Annotated in this window: 23 protein-coding genes and 1 tRNA gene; 13 read left to right on the forward strand and 11 right to left on the reverse strand. The window is 73.2% G+C overall.

What is annotated here, in order from left to right; all coding sequences use genetic code 11:
• Nucleotides 1-36: 36 nt before the first annotated feature.
• Complete coding sequence (locus ACLQ14_RS17660) at nucleotides 37-2,304, reverse strand: bifunctional alpha,alpha-trehalose-phosphate synthase (UDP-forming)/trehalose-phosphatase (RefSeq protein WP_425815421.1); 2,268 nt, start codon at nucleotides 2,302-2,304, stop codon at nucleotides 37-39.
• Nucleotides 2,305-2,455: 151 nt separating this feature from the next.
• Between ACLQ14_RS17660 and ACLQ14_RS17665 the strand changes: the two genes are divergently transcribed.
• The 7 genes from ACLQ14_RS17665 (at nucleotide 2,456) to ACLQ14_RS17695 (ending at nucleotide 9,777) form a co-directional block, all read left to right on the forward strand.
• Nucleotides 2,456-4,162 carry a serine/threonine-protein kinase gene (locus ACLQ14_RS17665; protein ID WP_425815423.1) on the forward strand — a complete coding sequence of 569 codons (1,707 nt, stop codon included), beginning with the start codon at nucleotides 2,456-2,458 and terminating at the stop codon, nucleotides 4,160-4,162.
• A 474-nt stretch (nucleotides 4,163-4,636) separates the two neighbouring features.
• On the forward strand, nucleotides 4,637-5,467 hold the full coding sequence (locus ACLQ14_RS17670; protein ID WP_425815425.1) for a DsbA family protein: 831 nt from the start codon (nucleotides 4,637-4,639) through the stop codon (nucleotides 5,465-5,467).
• A gap of 156 nt (nucleotides 5,468-5,623) precedes the next feature.
• A tRNA-Thr gene (locus tag ACLQ14_RS17675) sits at nucleotides 5,624-5,696 on the forward strand.
• A 136-nt stretch (nucleotides 5,697-5,832) separates the two neighbouring features.
• Nucleotides 5,833-7,080, forward strand: a complete 1,248-nt coding sequence (locus ACLQ14_RS17680; protein ID WP_425815427.1) for an amidohydrolase — start codon at nucleotides 5,833-5,835, stop codon at nucleotides 7,078-7,080.
• 119 nt (nucleotides 7,081-7,199) lie between these two features.
• Complete coding sequence (locus ACLQ14_RS17685; RefSeq protein ID WP_425815491.1) at nucleotides 7,200-8,114, forward strand: ABC transporter ATP-binding protein; 915 nt, start codon at nucleotides 7,200-7,202, stop codon at nucleotides 8,112-8,114.
• The gene (locus ACLQ14_RS17690) at nucleotides 8,111-8,956 is read left to right on the forward strand and encodes an ABC transporter permease (protein ID WP_425815429.1); all 846 of its coding nucleotides are present in this window, start codon (nucleotides 8,111-8,113) and stop codon (nucleotides 8,954-8,956) included. Before ACLQ14_RS17685 ends, ACLQ14_RS17690 begins: the two co-directional genes overlap by 4 nt.
• Entirely contained in the window at nucleotides 8,953-9,777 is an 825-nt protein-coding gene (locus ACLQ14_RS17695) for an ABC transporter permease (protein ID WP_425815431.1), read from the forward strand. The genes ACLQ14_RS17690 and ACLQ14_RS17695 overlap by 4 nt, the downstream gene beginning before the upstream one ends.
• 8 nt (nucleotides 9,778-9,785) lie before the next feature.
• On the opposite strand, the gene ACLQ14_RS17700 is transcribed toward ACLQ14_RS17695, so the two are convergent.
• Complete coding sequence (locus ACLQ14_RS17700) at nucleotides 9,786-10,613, reverse strand: SGNH/GDSL hydrolase family protein (protein WP_425815433.1); 828 nt, start codon at nucleotides 10,611-10,613, stop codon at nucleotides 9,786-9,788.
• Between the two features lie 171 nt (nucleotides 10,614-10,784).
• Here ACLQ14_RS17700 and ACLQ14_RS17705 point away from each other — a divergent pair, with 171 nt between their 5' ends.
• The 4 genes from ACLQ14_RS17705 to ACLQ14_RS17720 all read left to right on the forward strand — a co-directional run bounded on the left by ACLQ14_RS17705 (nucleotide 10,785) and on the right by ACLQ14_RS17720 (nucleotide 13,632).
• Nucleotides 10,785-11,099, forward strand: coding sequence for a DUF3263 domain-containing protein (locus ACLQ14_RS17705; RefSeq protein ID WP_425815435.1), 315 nt, complete (start codon nucleotides 10,785-10,787; stop codon nucleotides 11,097-11,099).
• Nucleotides 11,100-11,166: 67 nt separating this feature from the next.
• The gene (locus ACLQ14_RS17710; RefSeq protein WP_425815437.1) at nucleotides 11,167-11,778 is read left to right on the forward strand and encodes a LytR C-terminal domain-containing protein; all 612 of its coding nucleotides are present in this window, start codon (nucleotides 11,167-11,169) and stop codon (nucleotides 11,776-11,778) included.
• Nucleotides 11,779-11,938: 160 nt separating this feature from the next.
• Nucleotides 11,939-12,142 (forward strand): transcription antiterminator/RNA stability regulator CspE, encoded by a 204-nt coding sequence (cspE, locus tag ACLQ14_RS17715; RefSeq protein WP_386799895.1) that lies wholly within the window; start codon nucleotides 11,939-11,941, stop codon nucleotides 12,140-12,142.
• Between the two features lie 5 nt (nucleotides 12,143-12,147).
• Nucleotides 12,148-13,632: a phytoene desaturase family protein gene (locus ACLQ14_RS17720; protein ID WP_425815439.1), complete on the forward strand. Its 1,485-nt coding sequence runs from the start codon at nucleotides 12,148-12,150 to the stop codon at nucleotides 13,630-13,632.
• On the opposite strand, the gene ACLQ14_RS17725 is transcribed toward ACLQ14_RS17720, so the two are convergent.
• Both ACLQ14_RS17725 and ACLQ14_RS17730 read right to left on the reverse strand, forming a co-directional pair.
• Nucleotides 13,609-14,565 (reverse strand): hypothetical protein, encoded by a 957-nt coding sequence (locus ACLQ14_RS17725; protein WP_425815441.1) that lies wholly within the window; start codon nucleotides 14,563-14,565, stop codon nucleotides 13,609-13,611. The genes ACLQ14_RS17720 and ACLQ14_RS17725 overlap by 24 nt on opposite strands.
• Nucleotides 14,562-15,107: a hypothetical protein gene (locus tag ACLQ14_RS17730; protein ID WP_425815443.1), complete on the reverse strand. Its 546-nt coding sequence runs from the start codon at nucleotides 15,105-15,107 to the stop codon at nucleotides 14,562-14,564. The genes ACLQ14_RS17725 and ACLQ14_RS17730 overlap by 4 nt, the downstream gene beginning before the upstream one ends.
• A gap of 241 nt (nucleotides 15,108-15,348) precedes the next feature.
• On the opposite strand from ACLQ14_RS17730, the gene groL reads away from it, so the two are divergent.
• Both groL and ACLQ14_RS17740 read left to right on the forward strand, forming a co-directional pair.
• Entirely contained in the window at nucleotides 15,349-16,974 is a 1,626-nt protein-coding gene (groL, locus tag ACLQ14_RS17735) for a chaperonin GroEL (protein ID WP_425815445.1), read from the forward strand.
• A 116-nt stretch (nucleotides 16,975-17,090) separates the two neighbouring features.
• Complete coding sequence (locus tag ACLQ14_RS17740) at nucleotides 17,091-17,813, forward strand: helix-turn-helix domain-containing protein (protein WP_425815447.1); 723 nt, start codon at nucleotides 17,091-17,093, stop codon at nucleotides 17,811-17,813.
• On the opposite strand, the gene ACLQ14_RS17745 is transcribed toward ACLQ14_RS17740, so the two are convergent.
• From ACLQ14_RS17745 to ACLQ14_RS17775, 7 genes are all read right to left on the reverse strand, one after another.
• Nucleotides 17,788-18,090 (reverse strand): DUF4031 domain-containing protein, encoded by a 303-nt coding sequence (locus ACLQ14_RS17745; protein WP_425815449.1) that lies wholly within the window; start codon nucleotides 18,088-18,090, stop codon nucleotides 17,788-17,790. The two genes, ACLQ14_RS17740 and ACLQ14_RS17745, sit on opposite strands and share 26 nt — an antisense overlap.
• Nucleotides 18,091-18,118: 28 nt before the next feature.
• A complete protein-coding gene (locus tag ACLQ14_RS17750) occupies nucleotides 18,119-18,409 on the reverse strand; it encodes a WXG100 family type VII secretion target (protein ID WP_425815451.1) in 291 nt (96 codons plus the stop codon).
• 129 nt (nucleotides 18,410-18,538) lie between these two features.
• Nucleotides 18,539-19,258, reverse strand: a complete 720-nt coding sequence (locus tag ACLQ14_RS17755; RefSeq protein ID WP_425815453.1) for an HD domain-containing protein — start codon at nucleotides 19,256-19,258, stop codon at nucleotides 18,539-18,541.
• Between the two features lie 38 nt (nucleotides 19,259-19,296).
• Nucleotides 19,297-20,886, reverse strand: a complete 1,590-nt coding sequence (locus ACLQ14_RS17760; protein ID WP_425815455.1) for a sensor histidine kinase — start codon at nucleotides 20,884-20,886, stop codon at nucleotides 19,297-19,299.
• A 5-nt stretch (nucleotides 20,887-20,891) separates the two neighbouring features.
• Nucleotides 20,892-21,620: a response regulator transcription factor gene (locus ACLQ14_RS17765; RefSeq protein WP_425815457.1), complete on the reverse strand. Its 729-nt coding sequence runs from the start codon at nucleotides 21,618-21,620 to the stop codon at nucleotides 20,892-20,894.
• 444 nt (nucleotides 21,621-22,064) lie between these two features.
• The gene (locus ACLQ14_RS17770) at nucleotides 22,065-22,682 is read right to left on the reverse strand and encodes an NYN domain-containing protein (protein ID WP_425815459.1); all 618 of its coding nucleotides are present in this window, start codon (nucleotides 22,680-22,682) and stop codon (nucleotides 22,065-22,067) included.
• Between the two features lie 152 nt (nucleotides 22,683-22,834).
• Complete coding sequence (locus ACLQ14_RS17775) at nucleotides 22,835-23,626, reverse strand: PspA/IM30 family protein (RefSeq protein WP_425815461.1); 792 nt, start codon at nucleotides 23,624-23,626, stop codon at nucleotides 22,835-22,837.
• Nucleotides 23,627-23,644 lie beyond the last annotated feature (18 nt).

Here is a 23,644-nt window from a genome sequence, read left to right on the forward strand (position 1 = left end):
TCCGGTGACGCCGGTCACACGGCGGACGCACCCTGGTCAGGCGCGCGGGCGACCCTCCATGGCGCGCGCGAGATGCTCCAGCAGCCGGCCCACGGACGTCGTGCTCGCGACCCGGAACTCCGCGATGGTCTCGCCCGGCCCGACCTTCACCGACACGTCGTCGGACGTGAGGACCGCGAAGGCGTGCTCGTCCGTCACGTCGTCGCCGACGTACAGGACCGCGCGCGCGTCGAGCTCGGTGCGCAGCGCGTCGACCGCCTTGCCCTTGCTGGTCTCGACGACCTGCAGCTCGACGACGTCCTTGCCCTCCAGCGCCCCCACCCCGAGGCGCTCCGCGAGGCCGCGCGCGGCCTCGGTGGCCTGGGTGGCGCCGTCGTGCGTGGACCGCCGCGTGTGCAGGACCGACGCCGTGGGCTTCTTCTCCACCCACACGCCCGTGTGGCGGTCGGCGATCTCCTCGAGCCCGTCCGTGATGCGCTGCAGCAGCGACGTCTGCCCCTCGGTCAGGGCCAGGTCGTGGCGCTTGATGCCGTCCGCGGTGACCTCGCCCTGCTCGGCGCCGTGCGAGCCGACGAGCAGCGTGCCCGACGGCGCGTGGCTGAGCGACGCGAGCGTGTCCAGGTCGCGGCCGGAGACGAGCGCGAGCCGCACCTGCGAGCTCGGGCGCCGCGCGAGGCGGGCGAGAGCGCGCGCCGACCGCGGGGTGGTGCGCGACGACGACGGGTCGTCGACCAGCGGCGCGAGAACGCCGTCGAAGTCCGTCGCGACGATCACCAGGCCGCCGGCCGCGGCGAGCCGGTCGAGGGCGTCCATGAGCTCGGCGCCGGGGCCCTGGCTGTCGTCGTCCTGCAGCTCGGGGGCGACGGGGGACACGGGCATCTCCTCCAGGGTGCGCAGGAACGTGCTGGACCACTTCGCGACGTCGTCGGCCATGACCTTGCGGCGCAGGCGCCGCATGCGGCGACGCTGCTCCTTGGTGTCCATGCGGGCGGCCTGCTCGATGACCGCCTTGAGCTCGTCGATGTCGTGCGGGTTGACGAGGAGCGCGCCGGACAGCTCGTCCGCGGCGCCCGTGAACTCGGACAGCACGAGCGCGCCCTGCTGGTCGGAGCGCGCCGCGATGTACTCCTTGGCGACGAGGTTCATGCCGTCCCGCAGCGACGTCACGAGCATGACGTCGGCCGCGAGGTAGAGCGCCGCCATCTCCTCGGGCGGGTAGGAGTGGTGCAGGTAGTGGATCGCGGCGTGGCCGAGCTCACCGAACTCGCCGTTGATCCGGCCGACGGCGGTCTCGACCTGCTCGCGCAGCTCCTGGTAGGCGTCGACGTTCTCGCGGCTCGGGCTGGCGACCTGCACGAGCGTCGCCTCCTCGACCGTGAGCCGACCGTCGTCGAGCAGCTCGCCGTAGGCCTTGATCCGGTGCCGGATGCCCTTGGTGTAGTCGAGCCGGTCGACGCCCAGCATCACGACATCGGGGTCGCCGAGCTCGTTCCGGATCTCCGCCGCCCTGGCCCGGGTGGAGTCCTGCCGGGCGAGCTCGTCGAACCGGTGCGAGTCGATCGAGATCGGGAACGCCGACGCGCGGATCTCGCGGAGCGGCCGGCCGTCGGCGTCCTCGAACGTGATCTGCTGGCCGCGCGTCGAGTGCCGCGTCAGACGCCGCACGATCCGCAGGAAGTTCGCGGCGTCCCCGTTGCGCTGGAACCCGATGAGGTCAGCGCCGAGGAGCCCCTCGACCACCTGCCGGCGCCACGGGAGCTGGCTGAAGATCTCGTACGGGGGGAACGGGATGTGGTCGAAGAACCCGATGCGCACGTCGGGGCGCAGCTCACGCAGCATCGCGGGCACGAGCTGGAGCTGGTAGTCCTGCACCCAGACCGTGCCGCCCGTGCCGACCTGCGAGGCGGCGGCCTCCGCGAACCGGCGGTTCACGCGGCGGTACGCGTCCCACCACTGCCGGTGGAACGCCGGCTGCGAGATCACGTCGTGGTAGAGCGGCCAGAGGGTGTCGTTCGAGAAGCCCTCGTAGTACTGCTCGATCTCGTCCTCGTTGAGGGTCACGGGCACGAGGGTCATGCCGTCCGCCTCGAACGGGTCCGCGTACACGTCGGCGGCGCCGCCCCAGCCGACCCAGGCGCCGTCCGCGCTCTGCATGACCGGCTCGAGCGCCGTCACCAGCCCGCCGGGCGAGCGGCGCCAGCTGAGGCTGCCGTCCTCGTCCGTCGTGAAGTCCACCGGGAGGCGGTTCGCGACCACCACCAGCTCGTTGCCGTCCGTGCTCTGTCGGCTCTTCTCTCGACTCACGTCGTGCCAGCTCCTGTCCGTCCGGTCCCTTTACCCTATCCGGGCCCGACGGCGCACGCCGGGGGCGGTGCGCGGGCGCGCGGTCGTCGTCGGGCGTCCCACCGGCGGCGACGTCCCACGCGGACCGCGGCCGCGCCGCTACGGTGAACCCATGTGGGCTGCGGCGACACCCGGCGACGAGGTGGGTGGATACCGGATCGTCGCGCGCCTCGGCCAGGGTGCGACCGGGGCGGTGTACCGCGCGGAGGACGGCGGCGGGAACCCCGTCGCGATCAAGGTCCTGCACGCCGGCCCCGACACCGACGAGTCCGCCCGCGCCAGGCTCGCGCGCGAGGCGGCGACCCTGCGCCGCCTCGACCACCCCGCCGTCGCGGCCGTCCTCGACGTCGAGCTCGAGGGCGAGTCGCCCTTCATCGTGACGGAGCTCGTCGACGGGACCAGCCTCGAGGACGACGTCGCCCGCCACGGCGCGTACGACGCCGACCGGCTGGCCGCGCTCGCGGGGAGCCTGGCCGACGCGCTCGAGTCGGTGCACGGGGCCGGCGTCGTGCACCGCGACCTCAAGCCCAGCAACATCATGGTGACGGCGCGCGGGCCCGTGCTCATCGACTTCGGCATCGCGCACGGGTTCGAGGACGCCCGCATGACGACCGAGGGCCTCGTCATGGGGACGCCCGGGTACCTCGCCCCCGAGATGCTCACGGGCGCGAGCCCGTCCGTCGCGACGGACTGGTGGGGCTGGGCGGCGTCGCTCGCGTTCGCCGCGACCGCGCGCGCGCCCTTCGGGGTGACGCCCGTCGACGCCGTCCTCGCCCGCGCCCAAGCCGGGTCCGCCGACCTGCGCGGGCTCGGGCCGCTGCGCACGGACGCGATCGCCGGGGCGCTCCGGCCCGACCCGGCCGAGCGCTGGGAGCCCGCGGACGTCGTCGGGAGCCTGCGCAAGGCCGCCGACGTCGGCGACGACCCGGCCGCCGTGTCGCCCGCCGACCTCGCCGCAACCGTCGCGCTCGGCGCCCCCGACCAGTGGCCCACCCAGGTCGTGACCCGCGACCCGCGCACCGCTCCTGTCAACGACGGCCGGACGCGCGCCATCGCCGCGGACGTCCCGCCCCCGCCCCCGCCGCCCACGGACGATGCCGCGCCGGTGTACGGCGTCGGGGGCGAGCGCGCCCTCGGGGCCGACGACGCCGACACCGACTGGCTCCGGCCCGTGCTGGAGGAGGTCTACGAGGCCCCGTCCGGGTACGTGCGGCCCAGCCACGCCGCCCGCTCCGCGCTCCTGTTCACGCTCGCCCTGCCGCTCGTCGCCGCGGCCGCCACCTGGCCGGGGCTCGCCTTCGTGGCGCTCGCCGTGCTCGTCGTCCTCGCCCGGTACGTCGGCTACGCCGCCAACTCTCTGCACGGCCGCCGCGAACGCCGCGGGGTCGGGCGCTCCGACCCCGCACGCGTCGCCGTCAGCGCTCCCTGGCACGTCGTGCGCGCCGCCGTCGGCTCGCTCCCCTCCCTGGTCATCGCGGGGTGCGCCGGACTGGTGCTCGTCGTCGGGTCGTGGTGGGTGCTCGACCGGCAGGTCCTGGTCGCCGACACCGACCACCCCGACCAGAACGCGCCCTGGCTGTACGGGCTCGTCCTTGCCGGGACCATGGCCGTCGCCGTCCTGCTCGCCTGGTTCGGGCCCGCGACCGCCACCACCCGCGAGGGCGCGCGCGCCGGGCTGCGGCACCTCGTCCCCGGGCGGCGGGCCGCGCTCGTCGTCGGGGTGCTGGCGCTCGCCGCCGCCGTGTGGTTGGTGTGGATCGCGTGGGACGCGCACGCGATCGGGTGGTGGCCGTTCCCCGGGGCGCCTGACTTCTCCTGAGGTGCTTCGGGCGTCCAGCTGTCGGTCGGTCGTGGGTCCGGGGGTGTGCGCGCGACCTACCATCCGCCTCCCTCGTTCCTCGGTCGGCTCCCGCCAGCCCCGCCACGGTCGCGCGCACACCCCCGGACCCACGACCTCGCGCGCCGTCTCACCACCGTGCCGGTGCCGCACTGCCCGCAGGTTGGGTTCCCCGCGATCGTCGCCCCTCGCCTCGCCGAGCGCGGCGTTCACGACCGGGACCGCCGCCGAACACGGGGGCGTGCACCGATTCCTGCGTGATCTGGTGCGCAAGCCCGTGGTCGAGGCACGGTGGGCCCGGCAGTGCGGGCGGGGAGCATCCGCATGCTCGACGGCGCCGGTTGCGGCAGGGCGGGCGTGTTCAGCCCACGTTCAGGCCGGCGCGTTTGGATACGCTGTGCCCCTACGGAGCGAGGCACCGGTACGTGCCGCGCGCGAACGAGAACAGGACACGGGATGCCCGACGACTCGAACCTGACCAAGGCGCAGCGCCGCGACGCCGCGCGCGCCGAGGCCCTGAAGCTGCGTCAGGAGCAGGAACGCCGCGAGAAGCGGAACCGCTTCATCACGATCGGCGTCCTCGTCGTGCTCGTGGTCGTGGTCGTTCTCGCCGTGGTCTTCATCAACCAGGCCAACAAGCCGAAGTCGCTCGCGGATCTCAAGGCGCCCTCGACCGCCGAGTCCGTCAAGGACGGCGGCGGCATCCCCGTCGACAAGGACGGCGTGGCCGGCAAGACGAATGCCGGTGCCGTCACGCTGGATCTGTACTACGACTACATGTGCCCCCGGTGCGGCGAGTTTGAGAAGGTCAACAAGGACGACCTCGACTCGCTGCGCGAGGACGGGACCATCACGTTCGTCATGCACCCCGTCGCGATCCTCAACTCGTCTTCGCAGGGCACGAACTACTCGACGAGGTCCGGCAGCGCGTTCGCGACGGTCGCCGACCAGGAGCCCGACAAGGTCATCCAGTTCCACGAGGCGCTCTACGCGAACCAGCCGAGCGAGGGCAGCACGGGCCTGACCGACGACCAGCTCAAGGCCTACGCAGTCCAGGCCGGGGTGTCGCAGAAGGTCGCCGACCAGTTCAGTCAGCACACCTTCGGCGACTGGGTCGACGCCTGGACGAGCAACGCCGGCAAGGACAAGAACCTCATCAACGCGCAGAGTGGTGGCTTCGGCACCCCCACGATCCTCATCAACGGCAAGCAGTGGACCGGCAACTGGTCCCAGGCGGGCGCGCTGAAGTCCGCGATCGAGGCGGCGAAGTCCGGCTCGACGAGCTGACGGACGACCGGTCGCCGAGAGCGACCCACGACGGAGCCCGGACCGCCACGGCGGCCCGGGCTCCGTCGTCTGCGCCCGGCACGGAGCGCCCGGTAGGCTGTGCGGCGCATCCGTGTGCAGGCCGGGAGCCTTCCGTGCCCGGTCGTCGCACGACGTGCCGCCTTAGCTCAGCTGGTAGAGCGCTCGCCTTGTAAGCGAAAGGTCGTCGGTTCGAACCCGACAGGCGGCTCCGTTCAGCTCGTCCGGCGCAGGCGGGCCGGCCGCCCGAACCATGCTTTGCGCGGTTCGGCCGTGATGCCCGGTGCGCTTTCGCGGGACCCCGAGGGTGCCCGTAGCGTGGTGGGCAGCCGACCCGGGGGGATCCGATGGCTGCTCACGAGAACGTCCCGTTTGACCCCGCCCTGACGGACCTCTACAAGGACCTGCACCGGCATCCCGAGCTCGGCTTCCAGGAGCACCGCACGGCCGACGTCGTCGCCGACCGGCTGCGGGCGTCCGGGTTCGACGTGACGACCGCCGTCGGCAGGACGGGCGTCGTCGGGGTGCTGAGGAACGGCGCCGGCCCGACCGCTCTGCTCCGGGCCGACATGGACGCCCTCCCGGTCGAGGAGGAGACGGGGCTCGCCTACGCGAGCACCGCGACGGCGACCGACGAGAGCGGGAGGACCGTCCGTGTCGACCACGCGTGCGGGCACGATCTGCACACGACGTGCCTCCTCGGGGCCGCCGACGTCCTGGCGCGTGACCGCACGAGCTGGGCGGGCACGCTGGTCGTGGTGTTCCAGCCGGCCGAGGAGCTCGGCAAGGGCGCGCAGGCGATGGTCGACGACGGGCTGTACGACCGCGTCCCTATCCCCGACGTGGTGCTCGGGCAGCACGTCGCCCCCCTGCCGGCCGGCAAGATCGCCGGGCACGCGGGCGCGTCGTACGCGGGCTCCGACTCGTTGCGCGTCCGGCTGGTCGGACGGGGTGCGCACGGTTCCATGCCGCAGGCGTCGATCGATCCCGTGGTGATGGCGTCGGCGACCGTCCTGCGCCTGCAGACGATCATCTCGCGGGAGGTCCCGAGCACGGAGACGGCGGTCCTGACGGTGGGCTCGATCCACGCGGGCGACGCGGCGAACGTCATCCCGGGCGACGCGGAGCTGCAGCTCAACATCCGCAGCTTCGACGAGGCGACGCGGCAGCGGATCCTGGCGGCGGTCGACCGTGTCGTCAAGGGCGAGGCCGCGACCGCCGGAGCGACCGACGAGCCCGTGGTCACCGCGACGGAGCGGTTCCCGGTCGTCGTGAACGACGCCGGTGCGCTCGCCCGGACGCTGGGCGCCTTCGCGGCGTGGCTGGGCCCCGACAAGATCCTCGACCCAGGAGCGGGCGGAGGCAGCGAGGACGTCGGGGTGCTCGCGACCGCGGCCGGCGCCCCGTTGTCGTACTGGTTGCTGGGCGGCACCGACCCGACGCTGTTCACGACGGGAGACATGAGTGACCCCGCGCTCCTCACGGTCCCGTCCAACCACTCGCCCCGCTACGCCCCGGTCCTCGACCCCACGCTGCCCGACGGCGTGACGGCGCTCGTGACCGCCGCCCGGACCTGGCTTCCGCCCTCGGGCTGACCGGCGTGGGCGGTCGCGGCTACCGTGTCCTGGTGCCCACGACACCGACGCCCGAGGGGGCACGTCCGCCCCAGCCTGCACCGCTGACCCGCGCCGCCGCGACGTCGGGCGGCGGTCCGGTGGTGTCCGCACGCGGCCTGACCAAGCGCTTCGGCGACTTCGTCGCGGTGGACGGCATCGACTTCGAGGTCGCGCCCGGCGAGTCGTTCGGGCTCCTCGGCCCCAACGGTGCCGGCAAGTCGACGACGATGCGCATGGTCGGCGCCGTCTCGGCCCGCTCGGGCGGGGAGCTCACCGTCCTCGGCCTCGACCCGGACGACCACGGCCCCCGCATCCGCGCCCAGCTCGGCGTCGTCCCGCAGGAGGACAACCTCGACGGCGAGCTCACCGCGCGCGGCAACCTCGTGACGTACGGCCGCTACTTCGGGATCCCGCGGGCGGTGTGCGCTCAGCGCGCCACGGAGCTGCTGGCCTTCGCGCAGCTCAGCGAGCGTGCGGACGCGAAGGTCGACGAGCTGTCGGGCGGGATGAAGCGTCGCCTGACGATCGCCCGCGCGCTGGTCAACGAGCCGCGCCTGCTCATGCTCGACGAGCCGACCACCGGCCTCGACCCGCAGGCCCGCCACATCCTGTGGGACCGCCTCTTCCGGCTCAAGGAGCAGGGCACGACGCTCGTCGTCACGACCCACTTCATGGACGAGGCCGAGCAGCTGTGCGAGCGGCTCGTCGTCGTCGACCACGGGAAGATCATGGCCGAGGGCAGCCCGGCCCAGCTGATCCGCCGCTACTCGTCGCGCGAGGTGGCCGAGCTCCGCTTCGGCACGGACCGCAACGAGGCCGCCGCCCGCGTGCTCGCGGAGGTCGGCGACCGCCTGGAGATCCTCCCCGACCGCGTGCTCGTCTACGCGTCCGACGGCGAGGCGATCCTCGAGCAGGTCGCCGCGCGCGGGCTGCGGCCCACCACGAGCCTCGTGCGCAGGTCCAGCCTCGAGGACGTGTTCCTCCGCCTCACGGGGCGGAGCCTGATCGAGTGAGCGCCGCCCTGCCCGACGCCGCAGCGCCCGACGCCGCAGCGCCAGAGGCCCCCGTCCGGAGGTTCGGCGCCTGGTACGTCGCCGAGTACCGCCTGCGCGCCATGAAGGCGTACGGCTGGACGATCGTCGTGGGCGGCCTGGGGAGCCCGCTGCTGTACCTCCTGGGCCTCGGCATGGGGCTCGCGACGTTCATCGACACACCCGTCGCGTCGGGCCCGAACGGCCCCGTCGACTACGTGGTCTTCGTGGCCCCGGCGCTCCTGGTCACGGCCGCGATCTCCGTCGCGACGGAGGAGTTCACCTACGTCATCATGGAGGGCTTCCGCTGGCGGAAGCTGTTCTGGGGCCTCAACGCGACGCCCGTCCAGCCCGGGCAGATCGCCGGGGGCATCGTCATCGCGGTGCTCGCCCGGATGCTGTTCACCACGGTCGCGTACGCGCTCCTCGCGCTGGCGTTCGGGGCCCTCGGGAACCCGTGGACGGTCGTCGTGCTGCCGTTCGTCGGGGTGCTCGGTGGTCTCGCGTTCGGGCTGCCGCTGATGGCGTACTCGGCGGGGCTCACCGAGGACAAGGGCCAGTTCGCGATCGTGCAGCGGTTCATCTTCACGCCGATGTTCCTGTTCTCCGGCACCTTCTACCCGCTCGCGACCCTCCCGGGCTGGCTGCACTGGATCGGTTGGGTCTCGCCGTTGTGGCACGCGACCCAGCTCGGCCGCGTGATCTCCTACGGCGAGAGCGAGCCCGGCTGGCTGATCGCGGTGCACCTCGTCGTGCTCGTCGGCCTCGTCGCCGGCGGGGCGGTCGCGGTGAACCGCCGCTTCACGAGGAGGCTGCGCGCATGACCGACGCACTCGCCGGCGGCCTCGGCGGACGGTCGGGTGGCGTCAGCGCCCTGTACGCGGGCAACGCGCGCGCCGTCGTCGCCCGCAACCTCTCGGCGACGAAGACCAGCAACTGGACCGTCGTGCTGTCGGGCTTCTTCGAGCCCGTGTTCTACCTGCTCGCGATGGGCGTCGGCCTCGGCACGTACGTCGGCGACGTGACCCTGCCGTCGGGGCTCACCGTCGAGTACGCCGCGTACATCGCGCCCGGGCTCCTCGCGGTCTCGGCCATGAACGGCGCCGTCTACGACTCCACGTGGAACGTCTTCTTCAAGATGCGGTTCGCGCGCCTCTACGAGGCCATGCTGGCGACGTCGCTCGGGCCGCTGGACGTCGCGCTCGGCGAGATCTCGTACGCGCTGCTGCGCGGCGCCGTCTACGCGACCGGGTTCCTCACCGTCATGCAGGTCATGGGGCTCAACCTGTCGTGGACGGCCGTGCTCGCGCTGCCCGCCGTCGTCCTCGTCGCGTTCGCCTTCGCGTCGTTCGGCATGGCGATCACGAGCCTCATGAAGACGTTCCAGCAGATGGACTGGATCAACATCGTGCTGCTGCCGATGTTCCTGCTGTCGGCGACGTTCTTCCCGATCAGCGTCTACCCGGCGCCCCTGCAGTGGCTCATCCAGGCGATGCCGCTGTGGCACGCGGTCGAGCTGGTCCGCGGCCTGACGACCGGCGACCTCGCGCCGGGGATCTGGTGGCACGTCCTGTACTTCGTCGCGATGATCGGCCTCGGGCTGACCGTCACGACCCGGCGGCTGCGGGCCCTCTTCCTCGCCTGACCCGCGGCTCAGGGCCAGTCGGTCAGGTCCGGGTACTTCGCGGCGCGGCCGTCGCCCGACGACTCGTGCCGCAGCCGGCGCCCGATCCACGGGCCGACGTACTCGCGCGCCCAGCGCGCGTTCCCGCGCGCCCGCTCGGAGAACGGAGCCCGGGGGAGCGCCGCGAGCGGGGCGTCCCAGTCGGCGTCGTCGGGGGCGAGCCCGAGCCCGACGAGCGCGGCGTCGGCGACGCGGCGGTGGCCCTCGTCGGTCAGGTGGATGCGGTCGGAGGCCCAGACGCGCCAGTCCTGCAGCGCCCGCATGCCCCACAGGTCGAGCACGTGCGCGCCGTGGCGGCGTGCGATCGACCAGATGTTGGTGTTGTAGACGCCCACCCGCGACCGGGTCAGGGACACGACGGGGCTCTCGCTGGCGTCGAACCCCGTGGCGAGCAGGACGTCGGCGCCGGCCGCCCTCAGCCGCACGACGGCGTCCTCGAGCCGCTGCGAGAGGAGGTCCACGTCGGCGCGCGGCCGGAGGATGTCGTTGCCGCCGCCCACGAGGCTCACGAGGCCGGGCTCGAGGGCGAGCGCGCGGGGGACCTGGTCGGCGATGATCGGCCCGAGCAGCTTGCCGCGGACCGCGAGGTTCGCGTAGCGCAGCGGCTCCTGGCCGCCGGCGACCCGGCGCGCGGAGAGCGAGGCGGCGAGCCGGTCGGCCCAGCCACGGCACCGGCCGGGCGAGGCGGGGTCCGTGTCCCACAGACCCTCGGTGAACGAGTCGCCGACCGCGACGTACGAGGACCAGCGGGGCGTCTCGGCGGGTGGGGGCGTGTCGGTGGCGGCGTCGGTTGTCACCTGGCCATTGTGGCCCGCCGCGGGGCCGGGTCTCGCTACGCCGCGGTCGCGCGTCGGACGGCGCGGGCGAATGACACCCGTGTGGTTCGCGCCGTACCCTGGGCGGGTCGGGTCGGGACGGACCGGCACCCGCCCACCGGCACGGTGCGGCGGGCGGCGAGAGGAGCGGGGATGGGCGAGGCCGTCGGGCGGCTCACGGACGCACCGGGCGCAGGGCAGGTCGGCGACCGGGCCTCGGGGCTCGACGAGCAGGATCGCGCGATCCTCGACTTCGAGCGCCAGTGGTGGAAGTACGCGGGCGCCAAGGAGGCCGCGATCTCCGAGCTCTTCGGCATGACCGCGACCCGCTACTACCAGACCCTCAACGCGCTGATCGACACGGACGCCGCGCTCGCGCACGACCCCATGCTGGTCAAGCGGCTGCGCCGGCTGCGGTCCGCCCGGCAGCGCGAGCGTTCGGCCCGCCGGCTGGGTTCGGGCGCGTGACCTGCGGCGTCGCCGCGGGCGTGGGCGCGACTTCGGAGGCTCCGGCACCGGCGGTTACCCTGTGCCGGTGAGCAAGAGCTACCGGTACCCCCCGGACGAGTTCGACGACGTCCCCGAGGACGCCCCGACGGGCGTCCACCGGGTGCCGCGCAGCCCCTGGCGCAAGGTCGTCCCGTTCGTCGTCGTCGCGGTCGTCTTCGCCGTCGTGGCGTACGGCGGCGTGACGCTCGCGTCGAACCTGCTGCGCTCGGACGGCGCGAGCGCGACGGACAAGACGACGTCCGCCTCGAAGTCGACCACCAAGTCCACCCCGAAGGCGACCAGCAAGCCGAAGGCGACCAAGACGGCGTCGGGCTCCGACGACACGGCCGGGGCGGACGACACGGCGAGTGCTGACGTCGACCATGCGACGGCGGTCGCCGTGAAGAACGGCGCGGCGATCACGGGGCTCGCAGCCAAGGGCGCGGCGAAGCTCACCGCGGACGGCTTCACGACCGTCACGGCCGCGGACTACACGGGCACCAAGCTCGCGGACTCGGTCGTCTACTACGTGCAGGACGGCGACAAGGCGACCGCCCAGGAGGTCGCGGCCACGCTCGGCATCAGCGACGTCGAGCAGGTGAGTGCGCTCAGCGGCGGCGCGCCGATCATCGCCGTGCTGGTGCACGACCTCTCCTGACCCGGCTCCGGCCGGCCGGTACCCACCTCGCGAAACGCACCACCCGGGGCATTCCCCTCGCGCGCGGTCGCGGCTAGGCTCGCACGTGCACCGCGGCGATCGACCCGCGGGCGGACATGGCAGGCAGCGCCGGGACGGCCGAGCGCAGAAGGAGACTCAGATGGCCCAGGGCACCGTCAAGTGGTTCAACGCCGAGAAGGGGTTCGGCTTCATCACCCCGGAGGCGGGCGGCCAGGACGTGTTCGTGCACTACAGCGCGATCCAGTCGGATGGTTACCGGTCCCTCGAGGAGGGGCAGCAGGTCGAGTTCGAGGTCGGGCAGGGCCAGAAGGGCCCGCAGGCGGAGCAGGTCCGGCCGCTCTGAGCGGTGTGAACGGGTCGCGTCCCGCCCTCGACGTCGTCGTCGTGGGGGCCGGCCCCAACGGTCTCGCGGCGGCGGTCACGCTGGCCCGCGCGGGCCTCGGCGTGCAGGTCCTCGAGGCGCAGGACACCGTCGGCGGCGGCGCGCGGACGCTCGACCTGGGCCTGGCCGACGGCGTCGTCCACGACGTGTGCTCGGCCGTCCACCCCATGGCGTGGGCGTCGCCGTTCCTCGAGGCGTTCGGCCTCGCGGACCGCGTCGAGCTGCTCGTCCCCGAGGTGTCGTACGCGCAGCCCCTCGACGGCGGCCGCGCCGGTATCGCGTATCGCGACCTCGAGCGCACGGTCGCCGGGCTGGGGCCCGACGGCGCAGCGTGGCGCGACCTCTTCGGGCGGCTTTCCCCGCACTGGCGTGACGTCGTCGCGGTGGCGCTGGGGGACAAGCGCTCGTTGCCGCCCGGCGTGAGCGCGTCGACGCCGTGGTCGGCGGTGCGCTTCGGGCTCGCCGCGCTCGAGCAGGGCACGCCGGCCTGGAACCTCCGGTTCAAGGGCGACGAGGCGCCCGCGCTGCTCACGGGCATCGCCGCGCACACCATCACCTCGCTCCCGTCGATGGCCGGGGCCGGCACCGCGCTGCTGCTGGGCGCGCTCGCGCACGCGGACAAGGGCTGGCCGATCCCGCGCGGCGGGTCCGGCGCCATCGTCGCCGCGCTCGTCGCGGACCTCGAGGCGCACGGCGGCGAGGTCCTGACCGGGCGGCCCGTCCGGACGCAGGCCGACCTGCCGGCCGCCCGCGCCTACGTCTTCGACACGACGCCCCGGACGCTGCTCGAGGTCTTCGGCGGCCGCGTCCCGCCGCGCGCCGCGCGCGCCCTGAACGCGTTCGGCTACGGGAACGCGGCGTCGAAGGTGGACTTCGTGCTGAACGGCCCGGTCCCGTGGAAGCACCCGGAGGTCGGGCTCGCGGGCACGGTTCACGTCGGCGGGACGCGGCGCGAGATGGCGGTCGCCGAGCGCGAGGTCCACGCCGGCCGGCACGCCGCCCGCCCCGTCGTGCTGCTGAGCGACCCCGTCGTCGTCGACGAGACCCGCGAGGTCGGCGGGCGGCGCCCCCTGTGGGCCTACACGCACGTCCCCGCCGGCTCGACGGTCGACCAGACGGAGGCGGTCACGGCGCAGATCGAGCGCTTCGCTCCGGGGTTCCGGGACGTCGTCGTCGCCTCCCGGGCCACGACGGCGGCCGACATGCCGGCGCACAACGCGAACTACGTGGGCGGCGACATCGCGGCCGGCGAGGTGAACCTGTACCGGATGTTCGCGCGCCCCACGCCCTGGCTCGACCCGTACGGCACCGGGCTCGACGACGTGTACCTGTGCTCGGCGTCGACCCCGCCGGGGCCGGGCGTGCACGGCCTGGGCGGCTGGTTCGCGGCCCGGCGCGTGCTGCGCCGCACCTTCGGGGTCCGCGCCCTACCGGAGCTCGGCCGCGGCTGACGGCGCGTCGGCGACGGCACCCGCGAGGGCGTCGTCGGGCGCGGGGAGGTGGAGCACCCGCCGCCGCGCCCAGGGCACGAGTCGCTCGAGCGGCAGGAACGCGAGCCAGCAGATGACGGTCGGCAGGAAGTGGATGCCCAGCGCGATGTACGTGATCAGGTGGAACACGCAGATGAGGGCGAACACCGCGTAGACCAGCCGGCCCCGCACCCACAGCGCGATCGGGGACAGGAGCTCGGCGATGAACAGGATCCACTGCCCGACGCGGAGGAGCCCGGGATAGTCGATCGACCAGCTCACGACGGAGCGTCCGCGGCGCATGAGCGACCAGATGATGACGGAGCTGTTCGGCCAGGCGAACAGCCCGCCGGTGCGGACGATCTTCTGCAGCGCGGACCCGAAGTACGTCATGACGACGGCGATCTGGATGCAGCGGATCGCCCAGCCGGCGGCCTCGGACGGCGTCTGGTCGGTGAAGCGGGCCGGCGGCACCGTCGGCAGGAGCAGGAGCGCGAGGACCAGGGCCATGTGGTCGTGCGAGACGTACGCGAACCCCTGCGAGTTCTCCATCCACGCGAGGAAGACGACGCCGGCCACCCAGCCGGTCACGCGCCCCGCCCACTGGAGCGGGCGCGCCGCGCACGCCATGAGCACGGGGGTGGCGAGGCACGTGGCGACGAGCGTCCACTGCATGACGTACCCGCCGGTGGGCGTGGGCTCGGGCAGGGGCAGCACCCGGCCGATCAGCGTGGGCTGGTAGAGCTCGCGGGAGTAACCGTGCCCGATCACGTCGTGGGTCAGGACGAAGATGTCCCAGATCGTGAAGAGGTAGAGGGCCGCCCGGAGCACCGCGATCCGCGCCAGGGCGACGGGCGACAGCCACCACCGGGCCGTCGTGCGCGCGGCCCTGCCGACGCCGGTCGTCGCGTTCACTTCACGCCTCCCGCGGGTACCTGGTAGACGCCGAGCACCTCGACGGTCTCCTCGCCGGTGGGCCGGCCGTCGTGGAGCTGCTTGGTCGTGCGCTTGAGCGTGAGCTTCACGAGGGGCGGGCGGTTCGGGTAGCGCCACGCGTACGCGCGGGCGACGCCGGCGAGGAGCTCCGGGTCGTCGACGATCCGCTGGAGCTGGCCCTCGATCTCGGCGTGCCCGACGCCGATGCCCATCTGGTCGAGCCAGATCTTGACCTCGTCGCCGTCGGCCGTGGTGCCCGTGATGAACGTCGACCGCACGGTGCCGTTCGGGTTGGTCGCGAACGCGTACTGGGACAGGGACCCGAGGGGGAACCAGTCGTTGGTGTTCTTCCACGACGTCGGGACGAGCTGGGCGACGAGCAGCACGACCAGCGCGGCGCCGGCGACCCCGAGGCGCCAGGTGCGCGCCGTCGTGCCGAGCCTGCGCGGCGTCGGTCCCGGCGGCGTCGGCTCCGTGCCGGGCGGGCGCGGCGTCGCGGCGCGGGGATCCCCGTTGGACATGCCGCGAAGCCTAGCGTTTCGCGGAGGGCGGACGGCTCCCTCGCCCGGGGGAGGGTCGGCGCCTTGCACTCGCCTGGGCCGAGTGCCAATAATGGCGTTAGCACTCTCGCATCGAGAGTGACAAAAACCGGGTCGACCGGCGAGGCCCCGGACCGCACGCGTGACCTGAACGCGAGCGGTCGGGCCGTCCGTCGCGGGCGTCGGAAGACCTACCCAAGCCACCAGCGGAGGATCTGTCCCCATGGCCAAGATCATCGCGTTCGACGAGGAAGCTCGTCGGAGCATGGAGCGCGGGCTGAACCAGCTCGCGGACACCGTCAAGGTCACGCTCGGCCCGAAGGGCCGCAACGTCGTTCTGGACAAGAAGTGGGGCGCACCCACGATCACGAACGACGGCGTGAGCATCGCCAAGGAGATCGAGCTCGACGACCCGTACGAGCGCATCGGTGCGGAGCTCGTCAAGGAGGTCGCCAAGAAGACCGACGACGTCGCGGGCGACGGCACCACCACCGCCACCGTGCTCGCCCAGGCGCTCGTGCGCGAGGGCCTGCGCAACGTGGCCGCCGGCTCGAACCCCATCGCGCTGAAGAAGGGCATCGAGAAGGCCGTCGAGGCCGTCACCGAGCAGCTCCTCAACTCCGCGAAGGAGATCGAGACCAAGGAGGAGATCGCCGCCACGGCCGCCATCTCCGCCGGCGACCCGGCGATCGGCGAGCTCATCGCCGAGGCGCTCGACAAGGTCGGCAAGGAAGGCGTCATCACCGTCGAGGAGTCGAACACCTTCGGCCTCGAGCTCGAGCTCACCGAGGGCATGCGCTTCGACAAGGGCTTCCTCGCCCGCTACTTCGAGACGGACCCGGAGCGCCAGGAGGCCGTCCTCGAGGACCCGTACGTCCTGCTCGTCGAGTCGAAGATCTCGAACGTCAAGGACCTCCTGCCGGTCCTCGACCAGGTCATGAAGGCCGGTCGCTCGCTCCTCATCATCGCCGAGGACGTGGACGGGGAGGCGCTCGCCACCCTCGTGCTCAACAAGATCCGCGGCACCTTCAAGTCCGTCGCCGTCAAGGCCCCGGGCTTCGGCGACCGCCGCAAGGCCATGCTCCAGGACATCGCGATCCTCACGGGCGGCCAGGTCATCACCGAGACCGTCGGCCTCAAGCTCGAGAACGCCACGCTCGACCTCCTGGGCCAGGCCCGCAAGGTCGTCGTGACGAAGGACGAGACGACGATCGTCGAGGGTGCGGGCGACGCCGACCAGATCACCGGTCGCGTCAACCAGATCCGCAGCGAGATCGAGAAGTCGGACTCCGACTACGACCGCGAGAAGCTCCAGGAGCGCCTCGCCAAGCTCGCCGGCGGCGTGGCCGTCATCAAGGCGGGCGCGGCCACCGAGGTCGAGCTCAAGGAGCGCAAGCACCGCATCGAGGATGCTGTCCGCAACGCGAAGGCTGCCGTCGAGGAGGGCATCGTCGCCGGTGGTGGCGTGGCCCTCATCCAGGCCGGCGCCGTGGCGTTCGCCAAGCTCGAGCTCGAGGGCGACGAGGCGACCGGTGCTCAGATCGTGAAGGTCGCGATCGAGGCCCCGCTCAAGCAGATCGCCGTCAACGCGGGCCTCGAGGGCGGCGTCGTCGTCGAGAAGGTGCGCAACCTCCCGTCGGGTCACGGCCTCAACGCCGCGACCGGCGTGTACGAGGACCTGCTCGCCGCGGGCGTCAACGACCCGGTCAAGGTCACGCGCTCCGCGCTGCAGAACGCGTCGTCGATCGCCGCGCTGTTCCTCACCACCGAGGCCGTCGTGGCCGACAAGCCGGAGCGGACGCCTGCTGCGCCCGCCGGTGACGGTGGCATGGGCGGCATGGACTTCTGAGTCCAGCCTCTCCTACGACGGGCCGTCGGCCCCGGCGCGAGCCGGGGGCGGCGGCCCGCCGGCGTACCGGGGCGCGCGTTCGTGGTCCGGTGGACCGCTCGGGGAAGATGGATCGCATGGACGGGCTGCTGGACCGCGCGGTGCACCTCCTGTCGGCGTTCGACGACGACGGTGCGCCGCTGACACCGACCGAGCTCGCGGCGCGCGCGGGCCTCGCCACGTCGACGGCACACCGCATCGCGACGGACCTCGAGCGGCTCGGGCTCCTCGCCCGCACGGCGTCGGGCGGGTACGTCCCCGGCACGACCCTGTGGGCGCTGGGGGAGCGCGCGCCGGTGGCGACCCGGCTGCGCGAGGCGGCCCTGCCGCACCTGCGGCGGCTGCACGAGCTCACGGGCGCCCAGGCCCACGTGACGGTGCTCGATCCCGCGGCCGAGGGCGCCTCCCGCCTGAGGTGCGTCGTGCGGGTGCGCGGCGGCGACCCGGCCGACGCGACGGGCGCCGAGCGTGAGCCGGCGGTCGGGTCGGACGCCGCGCTGAGCGCCGTGGCCGTCGCCCTGGGCCTCACGGGCCCCGCCGGCGCACGCGCGACCGAGCTGGCGCTGGTGCGAGCCGACGACGGCACGCTCGGCCTCGCCGCGCCCGTGCCCGAGGTCGACGGGCTGCCGGCCGCGGCGGTCGGCCTCGTCGTCGGGCCGGCCGACGACGCCGACGCGACCGCGCGGCGCGCCGGGCCGCTCGTGGTCGCGGCGTCCGTCGCGGTGGCGCGCGACCTCAGCGCCGACGACGGCGCCGGGGGAGCGCAGCTCGTGGTCAGTGCGGGTGGTCCGACGGGCTGAGAGCCCGCCGGGACGCGCGGTCGCGCCCGCGTACGCGCAGCCCCGAGGCCGCGAGCCGGCGGACGAGCTCGCGCCGGTCGACCGGCACCGCCCCCGCCGCGACGAGCTCGTCGTACCGCTCGACCGGGTAGTCGTAGTGGTCGAGGTCGAACGCCCGGCGCGGGATTCCCGCGGCGTCGGCGAACGCATGGAGCTCCTCGGTCGACGCATCGCTGACCAGGTGGCCCCAGACCGTTCCGTGCCGGGGCCAGCGGGCGTCGTCGATGAGGATGGTCATGCCCCGATCATCCCAGCGCTCGAGCCGCTCAGCGTCCGAACAGCGCGGCCGCTCCGGCCTCCGCGTCTGCGTACGTCTGGGCCGTGGCCGTCATCGCCACCTGGATCCCGCCCAGGGAATCGTCGACCCGCGCCTGCACGGCCCGCCAGTCGTCGACGACCGCCGCGAACCGCGCGGCCGCCTCGCCGTGCCAGGTGCCCTGCAGCCCCTCCAGCCGGTGCAGCATCGCCGCGACCTGGCCGCGCACGGCGTCGCCCGTGTCCTGGACCACCCGCGCGGCGTGCGCGACCTCCGCGCTGTCGACCTCGAACCTGCTCATGAGTCCTCCGTCCCCGGGGCCCCGCATGGGCCCGACGGACGAGACGCTAGGCGGCCGCCGACGACGTGTGCCGGCGCTGGTACGCCGCCTGTGGACGGCAGCGGACCGAGTCGCCGGTGGGGACGGTGCTCAGGCCAACGGCTCGCTGGGCGCCTCGGCCACGAGGCGCGAGAGCTCCTTGTCGATGCGCGCCTGCTCCGCCTGGAGGTTCTGGCGCGCCGCCTCCTCCCACGCGTGACCCATCGGGCTCGCGTAGATCCTGGGGCGGGCGAGGAACCGGGACACGATCGCGCGCCGCGCACGCAGGAAGTCCGGCAGCGGGATCGCCGCGTACTCCTCGCGGACCGCGCGCAGGTACTCCTTGTAGCGCTGCGGCTCGCTCGCGAGCAGCGCCAGGTCGGCGTCCGACAGGACCGCCGCGTCGCCGTCGCCGGGATCCGGGAAGTGCCGGTGCAGCATGGCGACGAGGTCGCGCACGCGCGCCGCGGTGCGCTGCGGGACGCCCAGGGCGGACAGCTGCTCGAACGCCAGGAGGGCGCTCGCGTCCTCGTCGGCACTGCCGAGAGTCGCGTGCTCCGCATCCGTGTCGTGCGCGAAGACCGCCCCGTGGTACCAGGCCGCGAGCCGGACGGCGTCGGGCTCGTGGGTCTCCTGGGAGAGCTCGTCGACGCGACCCAGCACGTCCATGAGGTGCCGGACGTTGTGGAACGACCGGGACGGGTGCGACCACCGGTCGAGGAGCCGTTGCCCCGCCGCGCGGACCTCCTCGTCGGGCGCTGTCGCGCCCGCGCCCCGGCAGGACCGGAGCCAGGAGGTGCCGAGCCATTGATGTGCGTCGTGGACGCCCATGCCCTGCCTTCGTCGTACGAGTTCTGACGCTTGCGAGCCTACTCTGACGGCGCGGTGCCGGTGGCCACCGGGACCTCGATGCGGACGGTCAGACCGCCGCCGGGGGTGTCGCGGACTGCGACGTGCCCGTCGTGCGCACCGACGATCGCCGCGACGATCGCGAGCCCCAGGCCCGACCCGCCGGACGCGCGGTTGCGCGACGAGTCGGCCCGGTAGAACCGCTCGAAGACGTGCCGCGCCTGCTCCTCGCTGACGCCCGGCCCGTGGTCGCGGACCTCGAGGACCCCGCGCGCGCCGTCGTCGGTGACGCCCACCGCGACCTGGGCGGGGGTGCCCGCCGGCGTGTGTCGGGCCACGTTGCCCACGAGGTTCACGAGGACCTGCCGCAGGCGGTCCTCGTCGCCCGTCACGACGACGTCGGGCACAGTGGGGCTCGCGTCCCGCGGACCGGGCGGCGTGAGCGAGGTCAGCGAGACCTCCCGCGAGGGGTCGAGGGCCTCGAGGTCGCGCGTCGCATCCTGGGCGAGGGCGGTGAGGTCGACGGGCTCCTTGCGCACCGGGCGGCCCTCGTCCAGGCGCGCCAGGGCGAGCAGGTCGTTGACGAGCGTGCCCATGCGGCTCGCGGAGTCCTCGATGCGGCGCATGGTGTCGTCCACCTGGTCCGACGTCGTCAGCGCGCCCATGCGGTAGAGCTCGCCGTAGCCGCGGATCGTCGCGAGCGGGGTGCGGAGCTCGTGCGACGCGTCCGAGACGAAACGGCGCATGCGCCCCTCCGACGCCTCCTGGGCGGCGAACGACGACTCGATCTGCGCGAGCATCGCGTTGAGCGACGCCGTGAGGGAGCCGACCTCCGTGCTCGGCGGCTCCTGCGGGACGCGCTGGGTGAGGTCGCCGCCCGCGATCGCGGCAGCCGTCGTCTCGATCGCGTGGAGTGGACGCAGCTCGCGGCGGACCAGCCAGTAGCCCAGAGCCGCGCCGACGATGATCACCGCGAACGCGGTGAGGCCGAGGACCTTGCCGAGCTGGTGGACGGTGGACTGGACGTCGGCGAGCGGGAGCGCGACGTAGACGATCGCGTTGAGCGAGCCGTCCGTCGGGGAGTATCCGGCCGCCGCGAGCATGCGCCACTTGTAGCCGCTGGCGTTGCCCGACTTGTCGACGGATTCGACGGTGAACGGCGCACGACCGCGGGCGGCGACCTGGGCGACGGTCAGGTCCGGTGCTTGCGGCGTGCCGTAGAGCTCGACGACGCGGTCCTGGTTGTACGGCTTGACCGAGCCGCTGAGGAAGTCCACCTCGACGTAGTACTGGCTCGGGAGGGCAGTGCTCGAGAACTGACGCGTCTGCGCCATCTGGGCGACGGTGTCCGCGTTCTGCGTGAGCTGCTCGTCCACCTGGTCGACGAGGTAGCGCTGCACGAGCGTGATGCTCGACACCGCCGCCACCACGAGCCCGACCGCCAGCAGCGCCGAGACGATCGCGACGAGCCGGGAGCGCAGCGGGATCCGGGCCCACCAGGTCCACCGGGGGCTGCCGGGGGGTGCGTCGACGTGCAGGACGCGCGGGGCGCCGTCGGGCGCGGACGTGTCCCCGGCGGCCTCCGCGCGGGGCGGGGACGTCGAGGTCACGACGGTCACCGCGGCGGCTGGCGGAGCAGGTAGCCGACGCCGCGCTTGGTCTGGATGAGCGACGGCAGCGGCACGGGCTCGCCGTCCGGGCCGGGAACGGTGAGGGTGTCGATCTTGCGGCGCAGGTAGGAGATGTAGGACTCGACGATGTTCGCGTCGCCGCCCCAGTCGTACTGCCACACGTGGTCGAGGATCTGCGCCTTGGACAGCACGCGGCCGCCGTTGAGCATGAGGTAGCGCAGCAGCTTGAACTCGGTGGGGGACAGCTCGACGAGCTGGCCGGCCCGGTGCACCTCGTGCGAGTCCTCGTCGAGCTCGAGGTCGGCGAAGCGGAGCACCGCGGTGTCGTCGGGCTCGGCGTGCGTGCGGCGCAGGACGGCGCGGATGCGCGCCACGACCTCCTCGAGGCTGAACGGCTTGGTGACGTAGTCGTCGCCGCCGACCGTCAGCCCCGCGATCTTGTCCTGCGTGTCGTCGCGCGCGGTCAGGAACAGGACCGGCGTGTACTGGCCCTTCTCGCGCATGCGCCGCGTGACGGTGAAGCCGTCCATGTCGGGCAGCATGACGTCGAGCACGACCAGGTCCGGGTCCAGGTCGCGGACGAGCTTGAGCGCGCTCTGGCCGTCCGCGGCGGCGTGCACCTCGAACCCGGCGAAACGCAGCGACGTCGACAGCAGCTCACGGATGTTGGGCTCGTCGTCGACGACCACGAGCCGCGCCTCAGGACTCCCCATGACTCGAGTGTGTCCCCGCTGCCTGGAGAATTCCTGGCAACGGGCCGGGAACGGTCCGAGAACCCGTGCGCCGATGGTGACGCCCCGTTCGCCGACGGTGACGCCCCGTTCGCCGAGGGTGACGTACGTGTCCGTGGTCGGGTCCGCGGGCGGGCTCGGACAGGCGGTTCGGACTGCGTCGTCGTCGAGCATGCGATCGGCCACCGCCCGAGCGTGCCGACCATGCGAGCACTCACATGCTCGACGCCGAGAAGGGGTCTGCTCGCATGCTCGGCGCTGCGATGGGTCACCGACCGCATGCTCAGCACCGCGACGTCACCGTCGGCGCACCGCACGTCACCGTTTGCGAACGGGGCGTCACCGTCGGCGCGGGACCGGCCAGCGGGGCTGGCGGGCTCGGGGAGCGACGGTCCTCGGGGAGCGACGGTCCTCGGGGAGCGACGGTCAGAGGAAGCGCAGCGGGTCGAACTCCTCGATCGGGATGATCCGGACGCGGGGCAGCGGCGTGGTGAACGCCTGCACGTCGTGCTCGAGGTCGAGGATCTCCAGGCCCCGGCCGGCGAGCTCCGTCATCCGCAGGTTCACGAACTCGCGGAAGCCCAGGAGCCCGACGCGGCGGTCGTCGCCCAGGAGCGCCTCGACCTGCGGGATGAAGTCGCCGTCGTGGCTCGCGAGGACGACGTTGCCGGGCCGGTCGCGCAGCGCGTCGAGCGTGCGCTGGATGCCGATGTCGACGACCTTCTCGGTGCCGTTCCCCGAGAGCGGGACCGGGCGGTAGCTCATGGCGAGCAGCGCCTGGACGAACGGCATCGGCAGCTGGCCCGACGTCGCGTTGAGGAAGAAGAGCGGGACGACCGGTCCGCCCCAGGTGCTTCCCACGAACGACGCGATGCGGTCCCAGCGGGGCCGCTCGTCCGGGCTGGGGCGGTGGCCGAGCACGCTCATCCCGAGCGTCGCGTCGATGTTCTCGCCGTCCACCAGCAGGTACGTCGGGACGTTCGTCGCGGCCGCGCCCGGGGCGGGCTGGTCGGACGGGGCGGGGTTCGCGCTCGGGTCGCTCATGTCGCCACCCTATCCGCGCCCGGCCCGTCTACTTCGCGGAAAGGGCGGGCGCGGCCGTCGCCGGCCGTGCCCGCCCCGGAGCCCGCGCTGAGGTGCACGCGCGGTGGTGCAGCCCTGGTTGCCTTCCGGGCGCGAGGCCCGGTGGTCCCGACCTAGGACTGCGCGTCGGTGGACGGCGGCGCCGCGATCTCGGGCGTCACCGGGGTGGGCGTGACCATGGGCACCGAGGAGCCCGTGCCCTTGAGCGCGGCGAGCCGCGCCTCGATCTCGATCTGCTCGCCCGCGTCCTCGAGCTCGGCGAACTGCGAGTCGAGGGACGACGCAGCGATCTCGGCCTGGCCCTGGGCCAGCGCCTCCTGCCGGCGGACCTTCTCCTCGAACCGCGACACCTCGCTCGTCGGGTCGAGGACGTTGATCGAGCCGATGGCGCTCTGCACCTGCTGCTGCGCCTGCGCGGTCTTGGCGCGGGCGACGAGGGAGTCGCGCTTGGACTTCAGCTGGCCGAGCTTGTCCTTCATGGTCGCGAGGCCGGTCTTGAGCTTCTCGACGGTCTCGCGCTGCGACGCGATGAGCGGCTCGGCCTGCTTGACCTCCTGCTCGGCCTGGATCTGCTTGCCGAGCGCGACCTTCGCAAGGTTGTCGAACTTGTCGGCGTTGGCGGCGTCGCCGGCCGCGCGGTACCTGTCGGCCTGGGTGGACGCGGCGAGCGCCTTCTGGCCCCAGTCCTGCGAGGCCCGGACGTCCTCGTTGTAGTCCTGCTCGGCGAGCCGCAGGTTGCCGATGGTCTGCGCGACGGCCTGCTCGGCCTCGGCGATGCTGTTCGTGTAGTCACGGACCAGCTGGTCCAGCATCTTCTGCGGGTCCTCCGCGTTGTCGAGCAGCGCGTTGATGTTGGCCTTGGTGAGCTGGGCGATGCGCCCGAAGATGCTCTGCTTCTCCGCCATGTCCTTGCCTCCGTCGTC

The sequence above is a fragment of the Luteimicrobium sp. DT211 genome (assembly GCF_049844995.1).
GTDB lineage: Bacteria > Actinomycetota > Actinomycetes > Actinomycetales > Cellulomonadaceae > Luteimicrobium.

Coding starts and splice junctions, on each gene's coding strand:
- ACLQ14_RS17665 (WP_425815423.1), top strand. CDS start 2,456: ATGTGGGCTGCGGCGACACCCGGCGACGAGGTGGGTGGATACCGGATC.
- ACLQ14_RS17670 (WP_425815425.1), top strand. CDS start 4,637: ATGCCCGACGACTCGAACCTGACCAAGGCGCAGCGCCGCGACGCCGCG.
- ACLQ14_RS17680 (WP_425815427.1), top strand. CDS start 5,833: ATGGCTGCTCACGAGAACGTCCCGTTTGACCCCGCCCTGACGGACCTC.
- ACLQ14_RS17695 (WP_425815431.1), top strand. CDS start 8,953: ATGACCGACGCACTCGCCGGCGGCCTCGGCGGACGGTCGGGTGGCGTC.
- ACLQ14_RS17705 (WP_425815435.1), top strand. CDS start 10,785: ATGGGCGAGGCCGTCGGGCGGCTCACGGACGCACCGGGCGCAGGGCAG.
- cspE (WP_386799895.1), top strand. CDS start 11,939: ATGGCCCAGGGCACCGTCAAGTGGTTCAACGCCGAGAAGGGGTTCGGC.
- ACLQ14_RS17730 (WP_425815443.1), bottom strand. CDS start 15,107: ATGTCCAACGGGGATCCCCGCGCCGCGACGCCGCGCCCGCCCGGCACG.
- groL (WP_425815445.1), top strand. CDS start 15,349: ATGGCCAAGATCATCGCGTTCGACGAGGAAGCTCGTCGGAGCATGGAG.
- ACLQ14_RS17740 (WP_425815447.1), top strand. CDS start 17,091: ATGGACGGGCTGCTGGACCGCGCGGTGCACCTCCTGTCGGCGTTCGAC.
- ACLQ14_RS17745 (WP_425815449.1), bottom strand. CDS start 18,090: ATGACCATCCTCATCGACGACGCCCGCTGGCCCCGGCACGGAACGGTC.
- ACLQ14_RS17750 (WP_425815451.1), bottom strand. CDS start 18,409: ATGAGCAGGTTCGAGGTCGACAGCGCGGAGGTCGCGCACGCCGCGCGG.
- ACLQ14_RS17755 (WP_425815453.1), bottom strand. CDS start 19,258: ATGGGCGTCCACGACGCACATCAATGGCTCGGCACCTCCTGGCTCCGG.
- ACLQ14_RS17765 (WP_425815457.1), bottom strand. CDS start 21,620: ATGGGGAGTCCTGAGGCGCGGCTCGTGGTCGTCGACGACGAGCCCAAC.
- ACLQ14_RS17770 (WP_425815459.1), bottom strand. CDS start 22,682: ATGAGCGACCCGAGCGCGAACCCCGCCCCGTCCGACCAGCCCGCCCCG.
- ACLQ14_RS17775 (WP_425815461.1), bottom strand. CDS start 23,626: ATGGCGGAGAAGCAGAGCATCTTCGGGCGCATCGCCCAGCTCACCAAG.